Here is a 22,113-nt window from a genome sequence, read left to right on the forward strand (position 1 = left end):
GTTCGACAATAATTCGGCCCGATGAAAACTATTGCCAAACTGTGAACGAAATTCCGACCAACTACGTCCTCATTGTGTCGATAAATCTCCTCTAACTGATCAGCAAAAAAGACTTTACGATGACCGCCATCGAAGCACCCCAACTAGACGGGGCACCCCAAGACAGCGACAGCAGGCTGCTACAGAATATCAAGGACTACACTGCCATGAGCTTTGCGCTGCTTTGGCAGCGGCAGGCCATTTTCCTTGCAACCACGATCCTGACAGCGTTTTTCTTCAATCCGCTGAACGCACTGTTTTTCTACGGGACAATATTGATCTGCGAGGCGCAAGACCTTTACCTGGCTAAGCGGGTAGCACGCCTTACGCCCAAGGAACGCCGGTCTATCGCAATGATGGTGGCGTGGATTTTGTTCAATACGGTTCTGAGTTCTACCGCTATCTGCCTATACGCGGTGTCTGTTGCGCTGAAACAACCAACAGGCGGTCACTTCACCCCGCTTTTTTTCTTGTTCGCCGCCGCCCTATTTGCGGCCATGAACAACCACCAATTCGTTTGGGCCATGATTGTGCGCCTCGCCATGTATGGCATCTCGTTCATGGTGATCGTGGTCAAAGACATCTGGATCGAACAGCCCGACCTTTCATCGGACTTGTGGCTGCATTTCTTTACCGTCGTTTTCGTGATGTACTTTCTGATCGATTGCTCGCTGGTGTTTCTCAAACTGTACCAGACCAACTTAGAGCAGCTGGAAAAGCTCAGGGAGGAGCATGAGCGGACCAAAGCGGCTTATATTGCGAAGACTCAGTTTATCTCGACGGTCAGCCATGAGCTGCGTACGCCATTGACGTCAATCAAGGGCTCTTTGGACCTAATCAAGTCAGGCGCCGTGGGTGAGGTACCAGACAAGATGCAAAACCTTGTAGAGCTGGCGAGTAAGAACAGTGAGCGTTTGGCCTCGTTGATAAACGATGTTTTGGACATCCAGAAAATGGAAGCCGGCGAGATGGTCATCAAAGAGACGCGGATCAACGTGAACTCGCTTGTGGATGAGGCAATCGCTTGCAACCTAGGATTTGCCAGCGCCCATAATGTCGAACTGGTCGAAGAACGTTCGTCCGAACAAGATTTGTTCATCAAAGGTGACGCCTCGCGGTTGATCCAGGTTCTGACCAACATGATCTCGAACGCGGCGAAGTTTTCGTTTGAACGTGGCGTCGTCACTGTAGGGTGCGAGGTCGTCGGATCGCGGGTGCGGGTATACGTTAAAGATCAGGGGATCGGCATCCCCGAGGGTAGTCGCGACAAAGTATTTGATCGTTTTTCGCAGATTGATTCATCAGATGAACGGCACGCCGGAGGAACCGGCTTGGGGATGAGTATTTCGAAGGAGATTGTTGAGCATTTCGGCGGGACAATTGACTACGAAAGCACACTAGGTGTCGGTACCGTATTCTTTGTGGAATTCCCGTTGCTGGAGGTCAGCAAGAAAAAGGCACTGTCTGAACAGCGCCTTTCACTGGGAAAGAATGCGCTGGCCGGAGAGTAGGGACAGTATTCTAACCTCGCCCGGCCATATTTGGATATCACCAGTCTACTCGCTCATAGGCATCGCTTTGAATGCTGGTGATCTCAGCTTCGGGTGAGGTCTGGACGGTCTCTGCCATGACATCGGTTTCGGCGCCATCGTCCGCAGGAGAAGAGTGTGCATCCCACGCCAGTAACTCGTCGGTTTCGCTTTGCAGCAGGTTAGACAGATCTTGCCCTTGCTGCATCGTCGCGCCTTCTGTATCGTCAGGGTGCCCGACAACAAGATCAATCTGAGTTTCAGAGGAAATATTTGCGCCATTGAAACCTTTGTCTGAGACAGTGATCTCGGCTTTTATAGTGCCCTCAAACCCTGGCGGAGGCGAAATCTCAAGCATGTCTATGTTCCACCCCTGAAGCTCCACCGAGCCACCATCTGACAGGGCTGCGTCTTCGCCACTAAGTATCATGGTGTTTGGCGGCAAACCTTCCAGCGAAACGGATGCTGTCGGACTCGCGTGGCTAAGGTCTATCCCAAGTTCGAAACTGCCATCTTTCTCTATGGTCGTCCCGGCATCGGCTTGAACGAATTCCCGTCCGTTGGTGTCGGGACCTTCCCATTCCAGTTTCAGACCAGCTCGGCCACGGTTCTCGAAATACCGGACTTCGATGTCATACGTTCCGGTCTCGAGTTCGATCTCACCAGAACGGGTCCGAAACCCATGGCGACCGTCGTTGTCAACTACCTCGACGCCATTGATATATACAGCGACACCGTCGTCCCCGCCGGCAAAAAAGGTGTAGGACCCGCCTTCTTCGATCGTAATTTTTCCTTCGAACTGGGCGCCAAAAGTGTCTTTTGACCCATCTGCCCAGAATGAGCCTTTGGTGGTTTCGAAATTTATTTCCGATATCAGCTCTTGATGGCTGGGGTCTGCGGACCAGTCCACGTCGTCCAAGTTTTTCAGTTTATGGTCGACGTCAAAAAAGCGCGCAGTGAAACCGCCGAATACTTGGGCCGATGGAAGGGTTTGTTGTGCTGCATTAACGTCGAAAGCAAGCGTTTCCACGCCATCATAGCTGGTGTCCCCACCCGTTGGGGTGGAATGGTGCAACGTTGCCTGCACTGGTCCCGTAAACTCTGCAGGAGGCGTGATCGAAAGAGCTTGCACATTCCAGCCGCTCAGTTCGACGGTGCCGTCAGGGCCTGCAATCACTGATCCGGACTCTGTTTCGACCTGTGTGCCCTCTGGCAAATCACTCAGCGCGAAGTGAGACTCTTCCGTAAAGCCGACGGCGCCGGCGCTGATTTCAAAGGTAATAGGCATTCCCGATACAGTCTGTGCATCCACTAGGTCCGGCGCCGTGACTGGCTGTCGCCCAACAAGACCGGGGCCTTCCCATTCCAGGGTTGGCCCTGCTGCACCGGGTGTGCCGGCATTTCGCAATTCAATTACATGCGTGCCGGGCGCAAGGTCGATTTCGCCTGTTTGCGCAGAGCCATTCGGAATGACAGTCACGCCGTCGACCACCAGTGTCGCTGAATTGTGGTCATCCAGATGGAATGTAAAAAGTCCGCCTTCTTCAACGTTAATATTGCCAGAAACTTCGATGCCGAATGCATCGTTTGACTTGCTGTCCTGGTGAAGGACCTGTCCAAAGTCGGTGGTCGAAACAACTTCTGTACGGACTGGAGCAGCGTTCCAGTCGACGTCCCCCAGACCGTCTTGGGCGGTGGTTCCAAAAAATTTAACGCTGAAACCGCTGGATATCGAGACGTCGGGCATATCGGCGACGTTCACTTGATAGTTGACGGTTTGGCTCAGCCCTCCCTCGTCAATCACTGTCACATTGACACTAACAGAGGCGGCTTCCTCGAAATCCAATGAAACACCCGGTTTTAGGCGTAGAAGGTTGTCGACAACTTCAAATCGGTCATCCGATACTTCGAACCGGTGAGTGTCTCCTTGATCGGGGTCGTCAAAACTGATTTTCCCGACAACGGCTCCGGTGACATTTTCGGCAACCGTTTGCATGGCCGCCGTCAGGGTGATGTTGTCGATCAAGGCCCCGTAACTGTCGTTCTGACCCTCGGGTTCGCGGAGCTCCAACGTATCCTGTCCTGTCCCGACGACCTGTAGTTGAAACGTCTCCCAATCCGATGACTGGGAATCCAACTCGGCAACGAGGTTTCCGTTCCAATAGACTTCGACCGTATCGGTGCCGCCGGCAAGCCGCTCGCGAAGGTCCAGCCCCAGATCATAAAGCTGGCCGTCCACTGTTTGGATCACTTGCGAAATACTGTCTACGCCGTGACCGTGGTCCAATTCCATCAATTGGTCGCCATCCGAGGCTTTGGTGCCGCCGAACTGGTCCCAGATTTCGATGCCGTGTGAATCCGTCCAAGACCCCGACGGGTCATTGTTAAATCCTCGCCACCTTCCTTGATCGAGGTCGAATTCTTCAAAGCTGCCGTTGGAAACCAGATTGTCCGTGTTGATGCTGAGGGTCAGGTTTTCAGGACCTTCATTCACGTTCTCAATGGAGATGACGAAGTCCTTCGTAGTACTCAGGCCACCAGAATCTGTAGTTGTGATTTGCAGCTCGATCTGGTCAGTCTCTTCGTGGTCGAACTGTACGTCTGGTTTTAGCCGAAGATCACCATCAACCACCTCAAACCGGTCGTCCGAGACGTGATAAGCATGGTCGTCGTTGATGTCGGAATCTAGCGTTGATAGATTTCCAATCACAGCCCCAGCGGCGTTTTCTGCGACCGAGTGGTTGTCAAGGATCACATCTTGGGGTGCTACGTTAATGTCTTGAACGTCGATTGTGAAGCTCTCGGTCAGGCTTAGCCCGCCGGTGTCCGTCGCCGTCACGTTGACTTCGACCTGGGCGGCGTCTTCGTAGTTCAATGAAACGCCGGGCTTCAACTGCAGATATCCGTCGACCACTTCGAATCTGTCATCGGAAACACTGATGTTGTTGTTATCATCCGCATCTGGGTCGGTAACCGTAAGAGCTCCAATAATTGCGCCTGCCGCGTTTTCCGCGACAGCAACGCCGTCTAACTTGATTGTGTCGGGCGCTTCGTTGACGTCCAATACTTCGACGGTGAATCGTTCTGTGAGTGTCAAGCCGCCTGAATCAGTCACGGTGACGTCGACTTCGATCTGGGCTGCCTCTTCGTGATCTAAGGTCACTTCGGGTTTCAGTTGTAGCTGTCCGCCCACAACCTCGAACCGGTCGTCGGACACATGAATTGAATGCGTGTCTGATGTATCAGGATCTACGACCGTCAGTGTTCCCACCACAGCTCCGGCGGCGTTCTCACTGACTTCTAGGGCATCCAACAGGATTTCTTCGGGGGCGTCATTTTCATCCTCAGTGGAAGTGACGAAGTTATCACTCGGAGTGCCTGGATTTAAGGGGGAGGGCACGAAGGGAGTTGGTCCTGAATCATACTGGACCGTTTGTTGTGTTTCGTGCGTATTGCTTTGAATTTCGAACCTCGCGGTGTGATCCCCGGTATCAGGCCCAAGTTGCGCTTCGGCCTTTGGTTTCGTGTCTGCCGTTGGCCCGGTTGCCAAAGTTTGATCCACGGTTTGTTCTGTTTCGGGTGCGGTATTGCTTTTGTAAGACGCCTGTTCCTGCACGGAATGAACCCGCCCAGACTGGCCGCCCGGTGCGCCGTCTGGTCTGAGCCGCGTCTCAAGGGAACCTACCCGGTCTTCACCCGTGTGCAGTGCGGTTCGGGTGGGATCATTCGAAACCTGCGGTGTCCCATGGGAAAACTGCGCCGCGAATTCCTCTTTTTCTTCCGTCTCTGACAGCTGGGATTGCGCGAAACTTGAAATTTCGTGGGGGGATTTGTTCATTGCGCTACCTCGATTCATCTGTCGGTCCGACCGATAGATATCATGAAGGGTGCTACAGAAAGGTTTCATAAATATCTGCAATTTAAAGGAAATTATTCACGACGGCATCTGGGTTCTTTACCATTCCTAAAGCGGCGGTCGCGCAACCTTCTGGGACAGGAAAGGGTGATAGTGCATCATGGAACCGCAACCGCTTGCTGGAAATTTGTCCCGATCTGGATTTGGATTGCCAATCTGGGCTGCATCGTTTTCGTTGAATGTTCTGGCGCTTCTGATGCCCTTGTCCATTCTGATGATCTTCGATCGGATTATTCCGTTTCAATCCACAGATACGTTGCGGGTACTAACCGTCGTATTGATCATCAGCGCCGCGGCAGAACTTGTTTTGCGCCAGTGCAGAACAATTATGCTGACCAGCACCGCCGAAGGCACGGCGATAGGCAACCGTCGGCGTTTTTTGAAACAGGTTCTAAATGCGAACACCCGGTCATTTTCGCAAAATCCTGACAGCACTTATTTTGAACGGTTTGCCGCCATTGATCAGTTGAGGGATTATCAATCAGGGCAAAGCCAGACGCTTTCTATTGATTTACCCTTTACTGTGTTGTTCGCGGTGTTGATCGGGTTGATCGGAGGCTGGCTGTTTCTTGTTCCTCTCGGCGCGTTTTGCATCGTGCTTGGTTTTGCCTTTGTGATGAAGCGCGCTCAGTGGGTGTTGTTCGAACGGCGCAAATCTCTGGACGCCCGAAGATACGCTTTTTTGTTAGAAACTCTGTCCAACGTGCAGACTGTAAAAGCTAACCGGATGGAACCGCAGATGGCGCGCCGGTTTGAAATGCTCGAAGAGCAAACCGTAAATATTAGTAACAAATTAATCCAATTTGCGGGGATTGCACAGAGTTTCGGAGCGATTTTTTCACAAATGATGGTCGCGGCAATGGGGCTTTGGGGGGCCTGCCTCGTCATCCAGAACCATATAGGCATTGCCGAGCTTGCAGCCTGCATGTTGTTGAACGGTCGTATCATCCAGCCTTTGACCAAGTTGATGACATTGTGGGTTCAATCCGAAAATGTCTCGGTTGCACGAGGGCGGTTGAATGACATGGAGGAGTTGGAAGTCAACGAAATACCTTCTGGCCAAGTGCCTGAAATAATGGGGCAAATTTCGGTGCGCGAGATGACTGTCGAGCGCACGGATAGTGCAGGCGCGCTCATGGCTCCGGTAAGTTTTTTAGTACCGCCCTCTGGTTGCGTTTTGGTGGAAGCCGAACAGAGTTGGATGGTTGACTCCGTTTTTGATGCGATCTCTGGTCAACGGCTTCCCTCGAACGGAGAGGTCTTGATCGATGGCTTTTCCGGGGCCAAACGTGTCAATCAAAAAGGGCAGGGCGCGACGATCGTGCTTGAGGCGGACCCTGCAATGTTTTCAGGCACTTTACTTGAAAACCTGAGCGCATTTGGGGACGCGCAAGTCGTTGAGAGGGCGAAAAAGTTTGCTGCTGCGTTGGGTTTGGAAAAACGCATTCACCGGCTCCCCGCAGGATACAACGCCGTCATGACTGCGCGAACAAGTTTCGAGAAAGATCCAGTCAACCGTCACTTGGTTTCTTTGACACGGGCATTGGCGTTGCAACCCAAAATTTTGCTCATGAATGAGCCGTCGGCGGCTCTGGACACACCAGAACGCCAGGCTTTGGCGGATTGTTTAAGAACCCTTGCGCCGCGGCCGACTATTGTTTTGTCCAGTCCGGACCCGCGCTTACGACAACTGGCAGATCAGGTCGTTCATCTAAAGGCAAAGCTGTCTGACGAGATCACGTCTTGGAGGGATGATGCAGAGCTGGATCGCCAGGCCGCGCTGCTTAAACAACGGGGGGCGGCATGACAAGTCTAAGTACGCAAAGCGCAAGGGGACTTCTACAACGACTTCTATTGGCGGAGGGTTGGAAAAATGGAAAGGACACTATTGCCGAAGCGTTCCCTCATTTGTCGTCCGAACTGCACCGCGACGACATAATAGAAGCGCTTGGCAACCTGAATATTCCCTTCTCGAGAGTCAGGTGCAGGGAAAGCGAGATAACTGATCAAGAATGTCCCGCGCTTGTCTTTCCCAAGTCCGGCGGGTGTTACATTGCCCTTGGGCGTTCCGCGCGGACTATCAGGGTCAGTGACAATCAAAACCCCGACCTGCGTCACTATCTTCCAGGTTCAGGCCTTTGCACTGTAATCAAGTTGCAAACCGCGACACCAGGGATATCGGAGAAGAAATTTACATCTGTACGTTCGGCTTTCGCTGGTATGCGCGCGATGCTGCCTTGGTTGTTGGTTACGTCGCTGCTTACAAACGTTTTGGGCCTGCTGACTCCATTGTTGATCATGGCGATCTATGATCGTGTCATTCCGTCGGGATCCATTGATATGTTGGTTTCATTGGCAGTCGGTGTCGCCATAATCGGAATATCGGATTTCGCCTTCCGTCTTGCGCGATCTCGCGCGCTTGCTTACGTCGGATGGCACGGTGAGCGTCAGTTGATGATCGCCCTGTTTCAAAAACTGATGTCCCTTCCGCTGAGCCAGCTGCAAAAGTCAGATGTGACGCAGCAATTGGCTCGATTTCGCCAATTCGAATCTTTGAGAGAAGTTTTCACAGGTCAGGTGATGGCAACCGTTCTGGATTTGCCATTTGTGTTGATTTTTCTGACCCTTCTATTCTTTCTCGCACCCGAAGCCGGATTGTTGTGTCTCGGCATGGTTGTCGTGTTCATCTTGGTCGGTTGTCTTACCATTCCGCGTCAGCGCAACTTGGATCGCGCCGCTGCCGAGGCCGTAGAAGTCGGCCAGTCGTTGGCTCAGGATGCGATCGTTCATCAAAAAGTAATTGCAAACCTGGGCTTGCAGGAAAGATGGATGCGACGTTCGACGCCAATGATCGAACTCGCCGAAGCCGCAGCCCGTCGCGCGCGCCAATTTCAGGCGTTTACCCAGTCACTTGCGCAAACTTTGTCCGCTTTGACGGTCGTCGGCTCAATCATCCTGAGCGCCCACGGGGCGGTAACTGCCGATCTGAGTTTTGGCGCTTTGATTGCGGCCATAGCGCTGGTTTCCAAGGTGCTGACTCCGGTGCAGACTTTGTATGCCAGCTTCCCTCAGATGTTAAATTCAGTTTCCAGCCGAGCGCAGGCGGACCGGGTCCTGGGGTTGCAGGAAGAATTGGAACTGGGTTTGGCCCAATCGCATCGAAAAACACTTCGTGGAGCGATTTCACTGTCCTCGGTTACGTATCGGCCGGACCCGCTGACTGGCCCGATTTTGTCGCAGGCCAGTTTGAATTGCGAACCGAGTGAAATTGTTTTGCTCATGAGTAGTGATGCTACCAGCCGGACTGCGGTTTTGGATCTGATCGACGGGCTGCACACGCCATTGGCCGGTACGATCGAACATGATGGCATCGACATTCGTCAGATAGCGCGGGATGAGCTGCGTAAGTCAGTCACCTACGCCCCTTATGAGAAGTCTCTGTTTTACGGTACGGTCGCGCAAAATTTCCGTCTTGCATGTTCGTCGCTTTCGGATGCCGAAATCGTTGCCGCCCTGGATCATATGGACTTGTTGAATGACACTGGGTTGTTGGCAAAGGGGCTGGAAACGCGCCTGACGGACGTGACACTGGCGCAATTGTCAGATGAAACCGTCAAAGCGCTGACCTTAGCGCGCAGTATCGCGCGCCCGTCTACTGTCTATCTGTTCTCCGAGCCTACAAACGGTTTTTCGGACATGCGCCGTAACGGATTCAAAAGATGGGTTTGGGAGCAAAGAGGGCGAAAAACGATACTCATTTCCAGCGCGGACCGCTCGTTCCTCAACATTGCAGACCGTTTCGTTTTTCTGAACGGCGATAGGGTCGTTGTAAATGCAACAGGGGATGCCGGGTTAAAGAAAATCCAAGCTGCTCTGAAAACTGCTGAGGGTCGATCATGACACGTAAGGAATACACCAATACCAAGCCGGGACCGATGGCCAGGGCGGTGGAAAGAAGGCGCAAGAAACCTCCTCGTTTTGCGGCTTTTTTAACTTTGGTCTTTTTTTTGATGATCTGTGGCCTCGTGACGGTAGCCGGGCGAACAATGATGCCACAGATCACGCGCGCGCCGGGTACGATCATGCCAATTGGGGACTACCCGCAGATCGAAACTCTACATGGTGGAATCGTAAAGGAGGTCCACGTCCGAAACGGTCAAAGAGTTGAGGCAGGCGATGTACTGGTAGAGTTGGAGCATCCGGATTTGACGCAGGAAGGGGATCTGGCTGCAGAACAGATCAAGGCAATCCAGCGAGATCTGGAAAATGCGATGACCGTACTTGCGATGCTCAACAGGGCTGTGCCTCCAAGCGTGTCCGAGATCAAAGCGCTCGAAGCTCAGGGGCTTGTGACGGCGTCATCCAGATTGCAGCTGTTCTTTGAACGTCAGAGAATCCAACAAACATCATTGGAGCAGCAGAAGGAAACGCTGAATATTTTGCGGCAGGCGGCGGACCTTGCCAATAGGCGTGTGGTCAAGAAAGAGGAGCTTCTGGCGAAGTATGCTCAGCTTCAGGCTCAAGGTCTCAAGTCGCTTAGCGATTATCTCGAAGAGGAGGACGAAGTCGAAGCGGTACGCTCAGCCGCATCTGCAGTTTCGGTGCGTCTTGCCGAGGCGCAAAGCGCGCTCATCTTGGCAAGTTCGACATTGCAAGAAGAGACACTGTCTTTGCGTGATGACGTTCTCACCCGGATTTCCGAATTAGAGCAGGAACGAGATCGTCTGCGTGTGTCCCAACAGATCGTAGCTGGTAAACTCGCCGGGCTGCGCATCGTTGCGCCGGCGCGTGGAGTTATTCAATCGGTCGCATTTCCCAACCCAGGCGAAGTGATCGCGCCCGGAGAAACCATCTTTGAGATCCTACCAACCAGACAGGCGCTGATAGTCGAGGCACGTATTCCGAATGCCGAGGTCGGGCATGTCAACGCCGACGATCCGGTATCGATCAGCGTGGACACATTCGATGTGCGCCGTTTTGGCAAAGTCGAGGGGCAATTGAACTCGATTTACCCCTTGCCATTAACAGATGAAAAAACGGGCGAAACCTATTTCCGCGCCTCTTTGGCGTTGGCGCAGGCGTCGATCGGAACTGGGTCTTTCGCTCGACCACTGCAGGCCGGGATGACCGTGGTTGCTGAAATGAAAACCGGAGAACAGACGCTGCTGGCCTATCTTCTTAAGCCGGTCCAGACGACATTGGATCGCGCATTCAAGGAAAGATAGCCGGCTGACTTCGAAATGGGGCTGTAAGAAGGCCGCGATACATCGCTGCGGTGGGCGTGGCGCAGCGGTCTTGCACTGCGGTCACAAAACCCATCATGTTCGAATTTAGGGAATATGAGGCGGGAGCTCCTGAATGGCTGATACCATGCTGCAAGAAACGCGGGTTTTGGTCGTCGTCGCGCCCAGTTTCAACATCGCGACAACAATGGGGTTTATCGATCCGTTAAGGGCGGCGAATTACCTCGACGGCGCGGGTCATTTCAAATGGGAATTTGCGTCCGAAGCCGGAGGATCATGCACGTCCAGCAATGGGGCTGCAATCTGGACCCTTCCTTTGAACGAGGTCGCTGCGTCCGAAGTGGACATCGTTGTCGTATCGGCCAGCTGGGCCCCGGAAAAGCATGCGACGGATCGCACCGAAAAGGCGCTTAGGAATTGGGCGCGTCGAGGCGCGAGTATGATCGCGCTGGATACTGGAGCATTCATTCTTGCCCAGGCAGGGTTGCTACGGGGGCGTAAGGCGACAGTGCATTACGAACATATCGACGCGTTCCAAGAGCTTTTCCCCGACGTGGAAGTTGTCGAGAACTTGTTTGTTTTGGACGGCAACCGGATCACATGCTGTGGTGGCGGGGCTTCGGTCGATCTGGGGTTGCAAGTGTTACAGGGTCTGCATGGAAGCGCGCTTGCCAATGCGGCGGCCCGGTACGTGTTCCACGACACACTACGCGGCCCGGCCAACAGGCAGCAACCCGACGGCGCCGAGCCGCTGGGGGCAACGGTTCCAGCGAAACTGCGTCTAGCAATTCAGGCTATGGAGGCCAATTTGGAAGACCCATTGCCTGTGCCCGACATATGCAAAGTCGTCGGTATCTCGCATCGGCAACTCGATCGCTTGTTTGCGGTCCATGTCGGAAAGACACCAGCCTTGTATTACCGGGATATCCGTCTTGATCGGGCGCGGGGCCTTGTGACGCAGACGCGCCTTCCCTTGGCCGAGATTGCCATTGCATCAGGCTTTGCCAGCCAAGTGCATTTCAGCAGGTCATACAAAGACAGGTTTGGCTTGCCACCCAGCGTGGATAGGGTCGAAGGCAGGGTGCCATTTGAATTTCGTGCTTGGCCAATGCACAGAAATCCCAAGGACCGAGATGGCTAAAAAAATAAAAAATATGGCAAAAAAAGTTAAGGAAAAAGTGTTTTTTCCACGGATCATGAGCCTGATGACCCAATTGGCGGGCCAATTTACCGTCCGATTTCGCGGAGAGAACGATGAGCGAGCTACCCTCAAAAGCGCAATTTGATACGATTTGTGAAGGCTTTAGTCCCGATCCGTTCAACTCAAGCTCGCTCAAAGCTGACGCCTATGTGGATCCTCGTTGGTATCAGGCAGATGTGGCAGCGATTCTTGCGAAGACATGGCAATGGGTGTGTCATGTCGAAAAGCTGCGCCGACCGGGATCTTATTTGACGACTGAGATCGCAGGCCGACCGATTGCGGTGGTTAGGGATCGTCAGGGGGTATTGCGTGCGTTTTATAACGTCTGCAAACACCGGGCGCATCACTTGTTAACCGGCGAAGGCGAAACGACGCGTATCATGTGCCCATATCATGCATGGGTCTATAAACTGGACGGTCAGCTTGTTCGGGCGCCCGAGACCGAGAGCCTGACAGGTTTCGATACTGCGGATATCTGCCTGGACCAAGTTGGAGTGGAAGAGTTCGCCGGTTTTATCTTTGTGAACCTCGACCCCGGGGCGCGCCCGTTATCCGAGGTCTCTGGCGATCTGCAGACTGAAATCCGCCATTGGGCGCCCGATATCGATAATCTGACTTTTGGTCATCGACTGACCTATGACATCAAGTCGAACTGGAAGAATGTCGTCGACAACTTTCTTGAGTGTTATCATTGTCCGACTGCACACAAAGATTTCTGTGACCTGGTCGACATGGACACCTACAAGGTCACGACCTACGGGATCTATTCCAGCCATATGGCAGAGGCGGGCAAGGGCGCAAACTCGGCCTATGACGTGTCCAACGCGACCGTTCGTACGCATGCGGTCTGGTGGTTGTGGCCCACGACCTGCCTGATGCGCTATCCGGGAAGATCGTCGATGATTGTCTTGAACGTTATCCCGGTAGGCCCTGATCGCACGCTGGAAACCTATGACTTCTTTTTGGAAACTCCTGAGCCTGACGATATGGAGCTTGAAGCGATCCGCTATCTTGACGAAGTACTGCAGCGCGAAGACATAGATATTGTTGAAAGTGTGCAGCGCGGCATGAATACCCCGGCTTTCTCGCAGGGGCGGATCGTTCACGACCCTAGCGGATCGGGCAAGTCCGAGCATGCGGTTCACCATTTTCATGGTCTTGTGCTCGACGCTTATGAAAAGGTTGCGCCGTGAGGCGGCCCAATATCGTCGTCATCATGGCCGATCAGTTAGCACCGCATTTTTGCGGCGCTTACGGCCATCCGACGGTGAAGACACCTAATATTGATGCGTTGGCGGCTCGCGGGATGCGGTTCGATGCGGCATATTGCAATTCTCCGCTGTGTGCGCCGTCGCGGTTCGCATTCATGTCGGGACAACTGATCAGCCGGATTGCAGCCTATGACAATGCCAGCGAGTTCAAAGCTTCGGTCCCCACCTTTGCGCATTACCTCAAGGCGCTGGGATATCGGACTTGCCTGTCCGGTAAAATGCACTTTGTCGGCCCTGACCAGAAACACGGGTTCGAGGATCGGGTGACGACCGATATCTATCCGGCTGATTTCGCCTGGACCCCGGATTGGGAGGCGCCGGATGAACGGATCGACAAATGGTACCACAACATGCAAACTGTCAAAGAAAGCGGCGTGGCTATCGCAACCTTCCAGACAGACTATGATGACGAGGTCGAATTCGCAGCTCGTCGATGGCTGATTGATCGGGGCAGGGATCGGGCCGCGGGGGATGCCGCGCCATTTTGCATGGTCGCAAGTTTCATCCACCCGCACGATCCCTATGTGGCAAAACCCGAATGGTGGAACTTGTACTCGGACCTGGACGTTCCGATGCCGGATTACACGCTTACACCAGAGGAGCAGGATCCGTACTCACGCCGTGTGATGGACGGGATCGAAGCAAGCTACGTGCCGTTGAGTGATGAGGAGGTTCGTCGTGCACGCCGCGCTTATCTGGCAAATGTCAGCTATTTCGACAGCAAAGTCGGTGCCATCGTCCAAGCCCTGGAAGATATCGGAGAACGCGACAACACAATCGTCATCGTGACCGCAGACCACGGCGACATGCTGGGCGAGCGCGGGCTTTGGTACAAGATGAACTTCTTTGAACACTCGGCACGGGTGCCGCTGATCATGGCGGGGCCAGAGATCGCTTGCGGGGCGGCCGCGAGTGCGTGCTCGCTGGTGGATCTGTTGCCGACCTTCATTGATATTGCCGGTGGAACAGATGCCATTCTGGGCGAACCGATTGATGGCCGATCGTTGATGCCTCTGGCGCAGGGGCAGGTCGACACGGTGGATGAGGCCATCGGCGAGTACTGCGCCGAGATGACGCCCTATCCTGTATTCATGATCCGTCGGGGGGCGCTCAAGTACATTCATTGTGACCCCGATCCGCCGCAGTTGTATGATTTGGAACAGGATCCCGGTGAACGGACGAACGTCGCGAATGACCCTGCCTACATCAAACAAGCCAGGGCTTTTGCGGCCGAGGTCGCCCATCGCTGGGACAGCGAGGTGTTGCGTAAGGATGTGATCGCGACCCAGAAATCGCGACGTGCCCTACACGCCGCAATGGAGGCCGGTGCCGGCGAAGCGTGGGACTATACGCCTCGGCGCGACGCGACGCAGGAATACGTCCGTAATCATATGGACTGGACTGCGGCCGCCGCAAGATATCGGTACCCGCCCCGAAAGGAGAACAGTGAATGATGCTGAAAGGCAAAACCGCTTTGGTCACCGGTGGACGCGGGGGAATCGGACGCGCCATCGTTTCGCGTTTCCTGCGCGAAGGGGCCCACGTTTACGCTGCGGATCTTTCACCCGAGGGGTCGCTGGCGGAACACAATGAAGATGGCAGCATCTTCGTAAAACTCGACGTCACGCAAGAGGCTGACGCGGTCGCGGCGATGCACAAGGTCGGGGCAGAATCTAGACAGTTGGACATTCTGGTCAACGCGGCAGGGATCGAGATTGAAAAGACGATTGAGGAAACGACACTGGAAGAATGGAACCTGTCGTTTGCGGTCAATGTCACCGGGACATTTTTGACATCGAAACACGCGCTGCCACTGATGCGTAAGGCAGCACAGGGAACCACGGCGTCTATCATCAACTTCGGCAGCTATGACGGCTTTATAGCCGACCCCGGTCTGGCTGCTTATTGTGCGACCAAAGGCGCGGTTCATGCGTTGACTAGGGCCATGGCCTGCGATCACGGCCCTGAAGGCATTCGCGTGAACGCGATTTGCCCGGGCTATGTCGACACTCCGATGTTGCAGAGCTTTTTCTCGGGTGACGGTTCAGGCGGAGGTGGCAAGTCGATCGACCAGTTGCAGCAGGCGGTTCGCGACGTCCACCCGATGCGGACCTATGGCACACCTGATGATATCGCAAACCTCGTGAATTGGCTGGCCTCGGACGAGGCGCGTTACGCCAGCGGACAGCTTTGGGTCTTGGACGGAGGCTTGAGCGCTCAGGTCCAGCAGATGAAGCTATGACAGCCCCTGATCTTAGGGACGAACCGGGCATGCCGTCGACAAGCGGGGTTGCGGCAGGGATAGACGCCGCCTCGCAAAACAGTTCAGGAGAATAGTGATGCGTTTGGCTGGTAAAAGAGCGCTGGTGACAGGCGGTAGGCAGGGTATCGGGCGCGGGATCGTCGAGGCGTTTGTTCGCGAAGGCGCAGCTGTCACCACGTGTGGTCGCGGTACCCGTCCGACAGATCTGGGCAAGGACGTGATCTGGTACACGCTGGACGTAACCGATGCTGCTGCGGTTGCGGAACTGGCCTTCACAACCGACGGTACGGATATTCTGGTCAATAACGCCGGTGTGCAGGTGGAAAAGACTGTCGCGGACAGTACGGACGCGGATTGGGAGGCGGTCATAGGGACAAATTGCCGGGGCGTATTCAATCTCTGCCGCGCTTACATCCCCCGCATGCCCGAGGGCGGTTCGATTATCAATATTGGTTCTATTTCTGGCCATGTCGCTGATCCGTCTATGGCGCTGTACAATGCGTCCAAGGCATTTGTGCATGGGCTGACACGGTCCATTGCTGTGGATCACGGCCCGCGCATTCGCTGTAACGCGATTTGCCCGGGGTGGATTGAGACAGGAATGCTCGACGCCGGTTTCGAGTTGGCTGGCGATCCGGATGCCGCGCGAAAAGACGCGCTGACCCGGCACGCGATGCGCCGTTTTGGCAAACCCGAAGATATCGCATCCATGGCCCTTTGGCTGGCCTCGGACGAGGCCGGGTTCGCAACAGGGCAATTGTTCACAGTGGACGGCGGCATGACCGCTGCCTCCCCACTCAATCCGGGGCTGTTTTGATGGATGTTAAACATACGGGTTGTCTTGGCGGTGGCGTCATCGGTGCCAGTTGGGCGGCGCTTTTTCTGGCCTCTGGCCGCTCGGTCGCGATGTATGATCCCGCCCCGGATGTCGAAAGCAAGGTACGCGCCTATATCGAAGAGGCGTGGCAGACGCTGGCCGCGCTTGGCTTGACTGAAACCGGCGGGCCTGACGCGATCACCTTTTGCACAGACCCGGCAGCAGCCGTTGAAGGCGCAGATTTTATTCAGGAAAACGTCCCCGAAAAGCTAGAGGTCAAACACGCGACCTTTGCCAGTATTGAACCTTCGCTTTCAGCGCATGCAATCGTTGCCAGCTCGGCGTCCGGTTTGACGTTAAGCCAGATGCAATCTGGCTGGAGAGACCCCTCTCGGTTTGTTCTGGGGCATCCGTTCAATCCTCCGCACTTGATCCCCTTGGTCGAGGTGTTGGGAAATGACAGGACGACATCGGGAGTGGTTGAAACCGCCCAGCGGTTTTACGAGAGTTTGGGTAAGACCACCATTCGCCTGAACAAGGAAGTCCCAGGTCACGTCGCCAATCGCCTGCAGGCGGCTTTGTGGCGCGAGGCGATCCATCTTGTGATATCGGGCGTCGCGTCGGTCGAGGATGTGGACAAAGCTGTTTGGGCCGGGCCGGGCCTGCGATGGGCGGCGATGGGGCCGACAATGCTGTTCAACCTTGGCGCAGGCGATGGTGGGTTGGATGCGTTTTGCGATCATTTTTCCCAGACCTTCAACGGGTGGTGGGATGATCTGGGTCAGGTCTATTTGACAGATGATGTAAGGCACCAGCTGACCGCAGGGATAAAAGCGCAAACACAGGGAATGCCGCCTGCGGCCCTGTCGCGAGAACGCGATGCACTGATCGTGGCACTGCAAAAGTCGGTTTCGGATGTGCGCCGAAATCAGGCTTAACGGCAGGCACACCCACCGGCTTTTTGCCTACGTAAGAACAGATTTCCCAGATATGCGCGCCCTCCGGAACATCGCCCAATCCGGCGTAGTATGGAAATATTTGAAATTCTGGTGTGTTCCGCCTAGCATTGATGACATGTGGCCCTCGGGTGTTTGCTTTACCCGTGTCAGGTCTTCGTAGTGTGAATGAGTTTTTTAGTTTGCGGTGACTGAAATGAATCTATTTTCCAGCCGTCGGCGGGTCCTTGCGATGCTTCTTTCTGCGGTTGCGGTGGTGCCAGTCGCGCGGATCGGCTTGATGAAACTTAAAGACAATCCCCTTCCACAGGTGCCAGAGCCGCGACTGACTCTGGTCGACGGATGGCTGCTGGATGAAAGTGACCCTGGCGCAGGAGAAGCGTCGTGATCCTTGATGCGCGTTCCGAAATTCCAAACCTCAACGGGACGTATGATTGCTGTGTCATAGGTTCGGGGCCGGCGGGTTTGTCGCTGGCATTAAAAATGGCCGAGGCGGGCAAACGGGTGCTTGTACTAGAGGCCGGTGACAGGGACATCGAGTCAGAGTCGCAAGACCTGTACGAAGGTCAAGATTTGGGCGTTGAGTACGGATCTCTTTCTGCCACGCGCATGCGGGCCTTGGGTGGGTCGACGTCTGCATGGTATGGCCGTTGCCCTATGCTTGATCCCTTTGACTTTTTGCCTCGTGAAGATGTGCCACTGAGTGGTTGGCCTATCGGCTTTGATGACCTGCAGCCTTATCAGGCGGGCGCAGAACGTATGTTAGGCACGGGTAAATTCGGCCCTCGACTTCGCAAACCAGCAGACGAAACCGGACAAATCGACATCGTCGAGCAAAGGTTCAGTTCGGATCGCGAGTTTTATGACGTGCGTGATGACGAAGCAGCCCGCTTTGGAACCAAATACTTGTCGGATCTGGAGACTTCGGAGAACATTGATCTGGTCCTGAATGCCAACGTCGTGGGCTTCACAGTTGATGGCGACAGCGGCAACGTCACTCAAGCACATGTTCGAAACTATGCTGAAGGTGAAGGAAAAGTTCAGGCAGACACCTTCGTGCTGGCGATGGGTGGCGTTGAAAACAGCCGTATGTTGCTGCATTTGAATGCGCAGGAAAACAACCGGTTTGGCAATCAGAATGACATGGTCGGCCGCTGTTTCATGGAGCACCCGATTGTCGTGTTTGGTGCCTACTTTATCACCAAGCGCCTATACTCTCATTCAGCGTCATGGGAGTTCGAACGCCTTCTGCGTCGCTCGGTGCCGGAACTGATGTTAAGTCCCAGCCAAGAGACAATGATGGCAAATGGCTGGTTGAATTCCAGCGTCAGGCTGGAGCGTCTGAAACAGCGTCCGATTGCCAAAGCGCTGGTAGGGGATTCTGAATTCATCAAGGGGCTGACCTACGATCAGGACTATTTCTTTACGGGTGATTGTTTCGTGACGGGCGAACAACTGCCCAATATGGACAGCCGTATCGTTCTGACCGAACAACGTGATCGCTTTGGGCTGAATGTTGTTGGGCTTGATCTGCAATTCACTGACAAAGACATCGAAACTATGCGCGGTTCGGCAGGTGAGGCGGCTAAGTTCCTGATCCGCAATGGACTGGGGCGGATGCGGATGGTGCCTGAGCTTTGGGACTTAGCGCCAGTTGAAGAGATCGGGCTGGGCTATTCAAACCATCACATGGGCGGGGCGCGGATGTCTGCGACGGCTGAAACCGGGGTAGTGGACTCTGATTGCAAAGTGCATGGAGCCACTAATCTCTACGTCGCGGGTTCTGGTGTATTTCCGACATGTGGACAGGCGAACCCCACTTTCACCATTGTGCAATTATCGCTGCGCCTGGCCGACCATTTGATCGCACGGAGTTAACGGGCACTGTTTTCAGCGGTGCAACGGCCATTTTCGGGTTGCTCAGATCGGTTGTGCGTTGTCTCTGTATGACAACAAATGGGGGCGGGAAATCCAATGGCAAATCAAGCGTCCGGTCGGGCGGTCTTTTTGACAGGCAGCCTCATGCGGCATGTGACACGCATGTCCTTGACCACAAGTATTGGCTTGATGGCCATTTTCGCGGTCGATTTTGTGGATATGGTTTTCATCGCGATGCTCGGGAATGATGCGTTGGCTGCGGCGGTGGGATATGCGGGAACGCTGTTGTTCTTCACCAATTCCGTAAACGTGGGCCTGTCCATCGCGGCCGGGGCGCTTGTCGCTCGCGAACTTGGTGGCGGGCGGGGCGATCGTGCCCGCCATTACGCCACCAGCGTCGCCATGCTGGGGGTCGTGTTCGGGATTCTGGTATCCGGGATTGTCCTGTTCAATCTCAGGTTTTTTCTCTCACTGCTGGGGGCAGAGGGCGAGGTCCTGCGGCTGGCTGCACGCTATGTTTCGATAATTCTGCCAACGATGTGGGTCATGGCTTTGGCCATGGCGGGTATGGCTGTTCTGCGTGCCCATGGAGATGCGCGTCGTTCCATGATGGCGACGATTTATGGCGGAGTAGCAAATGCCGTGCTGGATCCGATTCTGATCTTTGCTGTCGGGTTGGGACTGGACGGTGCGGCTATTGCGTCGGTGATCGCCCGTCTCTGTATGTTGGTTTTTGCGCTTGGGCCGGCGATCAGGGTACACCGCGCTTTTGCGCGGCCTTCGATGCGGCAAGTCGCCCAGGATTTCCAGGCGGTGCGCGGTATCGCCGTTCCTGCGGTGCTGACCAATATCGCAACACCGGTGGGCAACGCCATTGTCATACGCGAAGTCGCTCAATTCGGAACAGATGCCGTGGCGGGCATGGCAATCATCGCGCGACTGATGCCGGTTGCGTTTTCAGTCGTGTTTGCGTTGTCGGGGGCCATTGGTCCAATCGTCGGTCAGAATTTCGGGGCCGGGCAGTACGATCGCGTCAAGGAAACTTTTCTGGCAGGGGTGAAATTTACCGGCGTCTACGTCCTGTTGATGGCCGCAGTTTTGTTCGCGCTGCGCGCGCCCATCGCCGATCTGTTTCAAGCGCAAGAAGAGACGCGGTCTTTGATCTACTTGTTTTGTGGGCCGTTGGCGCTGGCGTCGTTTTTCAACGGTGTGATCTTTGTCTCCAATGCCAGCTTTAACAATCTGGGGCACCCCATTTATTCCACTTGGGTGAATTGGGGACGGCATACACTGGGGACGTGGCCGTTTGCAGTCGCGGGCGCATATTTTGCCGGAGCACCGGGAGTGTTGTTGGGCCAAGCCTTTGGTGGGGTCATATTCGCTTTGGTCTGTTGGGTGCTTGTGCGCCGCGTTGTGTCCGGCCTGAAAGCGCCACAGCGTGTTGATCCATTTGCAGGGCAGAACCGCCTGCAGGCCCTGTTTGGCCGCCGGGGGTGGTAGCCCCCCGGATCAGTTGCCAGCGTTGCGGGCCTCAAGACGCTCCAGATTGACGACCGTGGACAGCATAAGCCGGTCGTGGCTCCAGTCTTCGGTCTGCTGGACAGAAGCAGCGCCCAAGCCCAGAACGGCGGCGAATGTCAGCGTTAGGACAAGGAAAACGACCGGTGCAGTGGATTGCACCGACGGGGCCTCAGTCAGGGCCAATACACGTTGGCGCAGGACTCGCTTGGCTTTTCCACCGGTCACAAGCGCGACGTTCAGAACACGCGGGCTGCCGCGGCTGATCGTTTTGGCGCAGTAGTCCAGCAGGCAGTTCGTATAGTCGCGCGCGTCGATACCCCTGCGGGAGACCACCGACTGGTCACAAGCCAGTTCGCGCAAGCGGTCGAATTGATATTTCAGCGCAATATAGGCTGGATTCCAGAACAGCAGGGGTCGAAGCAGTTCAAAACCCAATTCCCATTCCACATCGCCGGCGCGCAAGTGCTGCAGCTCATGCGCAAGGGCAAATCGCAGCTCGCGCGGGGTGTCCAGCAGGTGGCTGGGCAAAACGACATGACGGCGGAACAGGCCGCGAACCGCAAAGGGCACGGTAATCCGGTCCGACAGACGAATGTCTACTTTGGCCGAGCGACGCCAAAGAAAGCTGTTTTGAATCGTTTGGCGGATCGCTATCCCATCGCGGACGGCCCGCAATAGATAGACAACCGCCATAACCGCCAAAAGGGACAGAGCAGCAGACGCCAAGGGATAGGCGCCCGAGAGCAATATTTCGACCCAGCGTTCACGCGTGTTCAGAAGCGCTTCGAACTGGGTTGCAGGCATTGCGATTTCTCCGCGCAAGTAGGCCGCTACGGCGATGTCGCCTATTGCGACTGTCCCGTGAGACGACGTTTGCGCCGCAAGCGCGCCTATACCCACAGCCAACACTGGGCTGATCAAAACGCACAGGCACAACGCTTTGAGCGCCCTCAATTGCGCAACAAATCCATATTGCATCGGAGTTTTGGTCAGAGCCACCCGGGCGGCCATCCAAATCAGGGCAGCAAGACCCAGCACGATGTTTAATTCCAGATATACGTCGAGAACCGGTTTAACCGCTGTCATTTTGCAGTCTCCTCTCTACCAGTGCCCGAATATCCTCCAGATCGGCTTCGCTCAGGCCCGCATCGTCAACCAGACGCGCCACCAGCGAGGCAGGCGTGTCATCGAACAATGTACGCGAGAGGTTCTGCAACGACCGTGCCTGATACTTGTCCTTCTCCAGCAGCGGCGTATAGATAAGCGTCTTGCCGTCCTTGCGGCTTTCGACAAAGCCTTTCTCGTCGAGAATCCGCAGGATGGTTGCGCCAGAGGTATACGCCAGATTGCGTTCTGGTGGCAGGCGATCAAGCACGTCACGGACCGAGCCCTGACCCAGCGCCCAGAGTTCATTCATGAACTCCAGCTCTACCTCGGTCAGAAGGTTTGTTGTCTTTTTCTTTCGCATCGGTCTTTCGT

The 22,113-nt window shown here is 54.9% G+C and carries 16 protein-coding genes; 13 read left to right on the plus strand and 3 right to left on the minus strand.

The window, feature by feature from the left end; genetic code table 11:
• Positions 1–119 precede the first annotated feature (119 nt).
• Entirely contained in the window at positions 120–1,550 is a 1,431-nt protein-coding gene (locus ACR0DX_RS03080; protein WP_480845124.1) for a sensor histidine kinase, read from the plus strand.
• A 37-nt stretch (positions 1,551–1,587) separates the two neighbouring features.
• Here the strand turns inward: ACR0DX_RS03080 and ACR0DX_RS03085 are convergent, their stop codons facing one another.
• Entirely contained in the window at positions 1,588–5,406 is a 3,819-nt protein-coding gene (locus tag ACR0DX_RS03085; protein WP_480845126.1) for a PA14 domain-containing protein, read from the minus strand.
• Positions 5,407–5,659: 253 nt separating this feature from the next.
• On the opposite strand from ACR0DX_RS03085, the gene ACR0DX_RS03090 reads away from it, so the two are divergent.
• The 12 genes from ACR0DX_RS03090 to ACR0DX_RS03145 all read left to right on the plus strand — a co-directional run bounded on the left by ACR0DX_RS03090 (position 5,660) and on the right by ACR0DX_RS03145 (position 20,613).
• The gene (locus ACR0DX_RS03090) at positions 5,660–7,291 is read left to right on the plus strand and encodes an ABC transporter transmembrane domain-containing protein (protein ID WP_170724214.1); all 1,632 of its coding nucleotides are present in this window, start codon (positions 5,660–5,662) and stop codon (positions 7,289–7,291) included.
• A gap of 413 nt (positions 7,292–7,704) precedes the next feature.
• Complete coding sequence (locus ACR0DX_RS03095; protein ID WP_480845128.1) at positions 7,705–9,384, plus strand: ABC transporter transmembrane domain-containing protein; 1,680 nt, start codon at positions 7,705–7,707, stop codon at positions 9,382–9,384.
• A gap of 35 nt (positions 9,385–9,419) precedes the next feature.
• Positions 9,420–10,709 carry an HlyD family type I secretion periplasmic adaptor subunit gene (locus ACR0DX_RS03100; protein WP_480845337.1) on the plus strand — a complete coding sequence of 430 codons (1,290 nt, stop codon included), beginning with the start codon at positions 9,420–9,422 and terminating at the stop codon, positions 10,707–10,709.
• 133 nt (positions 10,710–10,842) lie between these two features.
• Complete coding sequence (locus ACR0DX_RS03105) at positions 10,843–11,868, plus strand: GlxA family transcriptional regulator (protein WP_480845130.1); 1,026 nt, start codon at positions 10,843–10,845, stop codon at positions 11,866–11,868.
• 113 nt (positions 11,869–11,981) lie between these two features.
• Positions 11,982–13,121, plus strand: coding sequence for a ring-hydroxylating oxygenase subunit alpha (locus tag ACR0DX_RS03110; RefSeq protein ID WP_170724210.1), 1,140 nt, complete (start codon positions 11,982–11,984; stop codon positions 13,119–13,121).
• Positions 13,118–14,653: a choline-sulfatase gene (gene betC / locus ACR0DX_RS03115; RefSeq protein WP_170352703.1), complete on the plus strand. Its 1,536-nt coding sequence runs from the start codon at positions 13,118–13,120 to the stop codon at positions 14,651–14,653. Before ACR0DX_RS03110 ends, betC begins: the two co-directional genes overlap by 4 nt.
• Positions 14,650–15,441: an SDR family oxidoreductase gene (locus ACR0DX_RS03120; protein WP_170352704.1), complete on the plus strand. Its 792-nt coding sequence runs from the start codon at positions 14,650–14,652 to the stop codon at positions 15,439–15,441. Before betC ends, ACR0DX_RS03120 begins: the two co-directional genes overlap by 4 nt.
• Positions 15,442–15,538: 97 nt before the next feature.
• The gene (locus ACR0DX_RS03125; RefSeq protein WP_170352705.1) at positions 15,539–16,279 is read left to right on the plus strand and encodes an SDR family oxidoreductase; all 741 of its coding nucleotides are present in this window, start codon (positions 15,539–15,541) and stop codon (positions 16,277–16,279) included.
• Positions 16,279–17,217 carry a 3-hydroxyacyl-CoA dehydrogenase family protein gene (locus ACR0DX_RS03130; protein WP_170352706.1) on the plus strand — a complete coding sequence of 313 codons (939 nt, stop codon included), beginning with the start codon at positions 16,279–16,281 and terminating at the stop codon, positions 17,215–17,217. Before ACR0DX_RS03125 ends, ACR0DX_RS03130 begins: the two co-directional genes overlap by 1 nt.
• Positions 17,218–17,431: 214 nt before the next feature.
• On the plus strand, positions 17,432–17,623 hold the full coding sequence (locus ACR0DX_RS03135) for a hypothetical protein (protein WP_170352707.1): 192 nt from the start codon (positions 17,432–17,434) through the stop codon (positions 17,621–17,623).
• Positions 17,620–19,113 (plus strand): GMC oxidoreductase, encoded by a 1,494-nt coding sequence (locus ACR0DX_RS03140; RefSeq protein WP_480845134.1) that lies wholly within the window; start codon positions 17,620–17,622, stop codon positions 19,111–19,113. Before ACR0DX_RS03135 ends, ACR0DX_RS03140 begins: the two co-directional genes overlap by 4 nt.
• Before the next feature lie 162 nt (positions 19,114–19,275).
• Positions 19,276–20,613 (plus strand): MATE family efflux transporter, encoded by a 1,338-nt coding sequence (locus tag ACR0DX_RS03145; protein WP_480845137.1) that lies wholly within the window; start codon positions 19,276–19,278, stop codon positions 20,611–20,613.
• Positions 20,614–20,622: 9 nt separating this feature from the next.
• Here ACR0DX_RS03145 and ACR0DX_RS03150 read toward each other — a convergent pair whose 3' ends face one another.
• Together ACR0DX_RS03150 and ACR0DX_RS03155 are read right to left on the minus strand one after the other, a co-directional pair.
• Positions 20,623–21,720: a M56 family metallopeptidase gene (locus ACR0DX_RS03150; RefSeq protein ID WP_170724209.1), complete on the minus strand. Its 1,098-nt coding sequence runs from the start codon at positions 21,718–21,720 to the stop codon at positions 20,623–20,625.
• A complete protein-coding gene (locus ACR0DX_RS03155; protein WP_170352711.1) occupies positions 21,707–22,102 on the minus strand; it encodes a BlaI/MecI/CopY family transcriptional regulator in 396 nt (131 codons plus the stop codon). The genes ACR0DX_RS03150 and ACR0DX_RS03155 overlap by 14 nt, the downstream gene beginning before the upstream one ends.
• Between the last annotated feature and the right edge of the window lie 11 nt (positions 22,103–22,113).

Source organism: Ruegeria sp. D3 (assembly GCF_056534465.1).

Bases quoted from the DNA above. Each gene is read 5' to 3' on its own strand.
- ACR0DX_RS03080 (WP_480845124.1), top strand. From the start codon at position 120: ATGACCGCCATCGAAGCACCCCAACTAGACGGGGCACCCCAAGACAGC.
- ACR0DX_RS03085 (WP_480845126.1), bottom strand. From the start codon at position 5,406: ATGAACAAATCCCCCCACGAAATTTCAAGTTTCGCGCAATCCCAGCTG.
- ACR0DX_RS03095 (WP_480845128.1), top strand. From the start codon at position 7,705: ATGCGCGCGATGCTGCCTTGGTTGTTGGTTACGTCGCTGCTTACAAAC.
- ACR0DX_RS03100 (WP_480845337.1), top strand. From the start codon at position 9,420: ATGGCCAGGGCGGTGGAAAGAAGGCGCAAGAAACCTCCTCGTTTTGCG.
- ACR0DX_RS03105 (WP_480845130.1), top strand. From the start codon at position 10,843: ATGGCTGATACCATGCTGCAAGAAACGCGGGTTTTGGTCGTCGTCGCG.
- ACR0DX_RS03110 (WP_170724210.1), top strand. From the start codon at position 11,982: ATGAGCGAGCTACCCTCAAAAGCGCAATTTGATACGATTTGTGAAGGC.
- ACR0DX_RS03120 (WP_170352704.1), top strand. From the start codon at position 14,650: ATGATGCTGAAAGGCAAAACCGCTTTGGTCACCGGTGGACGCGGGGGA.
- ACR0DX_RS03125 (WP_170352705.1), top strand. From the start codon at position 15,539: ATGCGTTTGGCTGGTAAAAGAGCGCTGGTGACAGGCGGTAGGCAGGGT.
- ACR0DX_RS03130 (WP_170352706.1), top strand. From the start codon at position 16,279: ATGGATGTTAAACATACGGGTTGTCTTGGCGGTGGCGTCATCGGTGCC.
- ACR0DX_RS03135 (WP_170352707.1), top strand. From the start codon at position 17,432: ATGAATCTATTTTCCAGCCGTCGGCGGGTCCTTGCGATGCTTCTTTCT.
- ACR0DX_RS03145 (WP_480845137.1), top strand. From the start codon at position 19,276: ATGTCCTTGACCACAAGTATTGGCTTGATGGCCATTTTCGCGGTCGAT.
- ACR0DX_RS03150 (WP_170724209.1), bottom strand. From the start codon at position 21,720: ATGACAGCGGTTAAACCGGTTCTCGACGTATATCTGGAATTAAACATC.
- ACR0DX_RS03155 (WP_170352711.1), bottom strand. From the start codon at position 22,102: ATGCGAAAGAAAAAGACAACAAACCTTCTGACCGAGGTAGAGCTGGAG.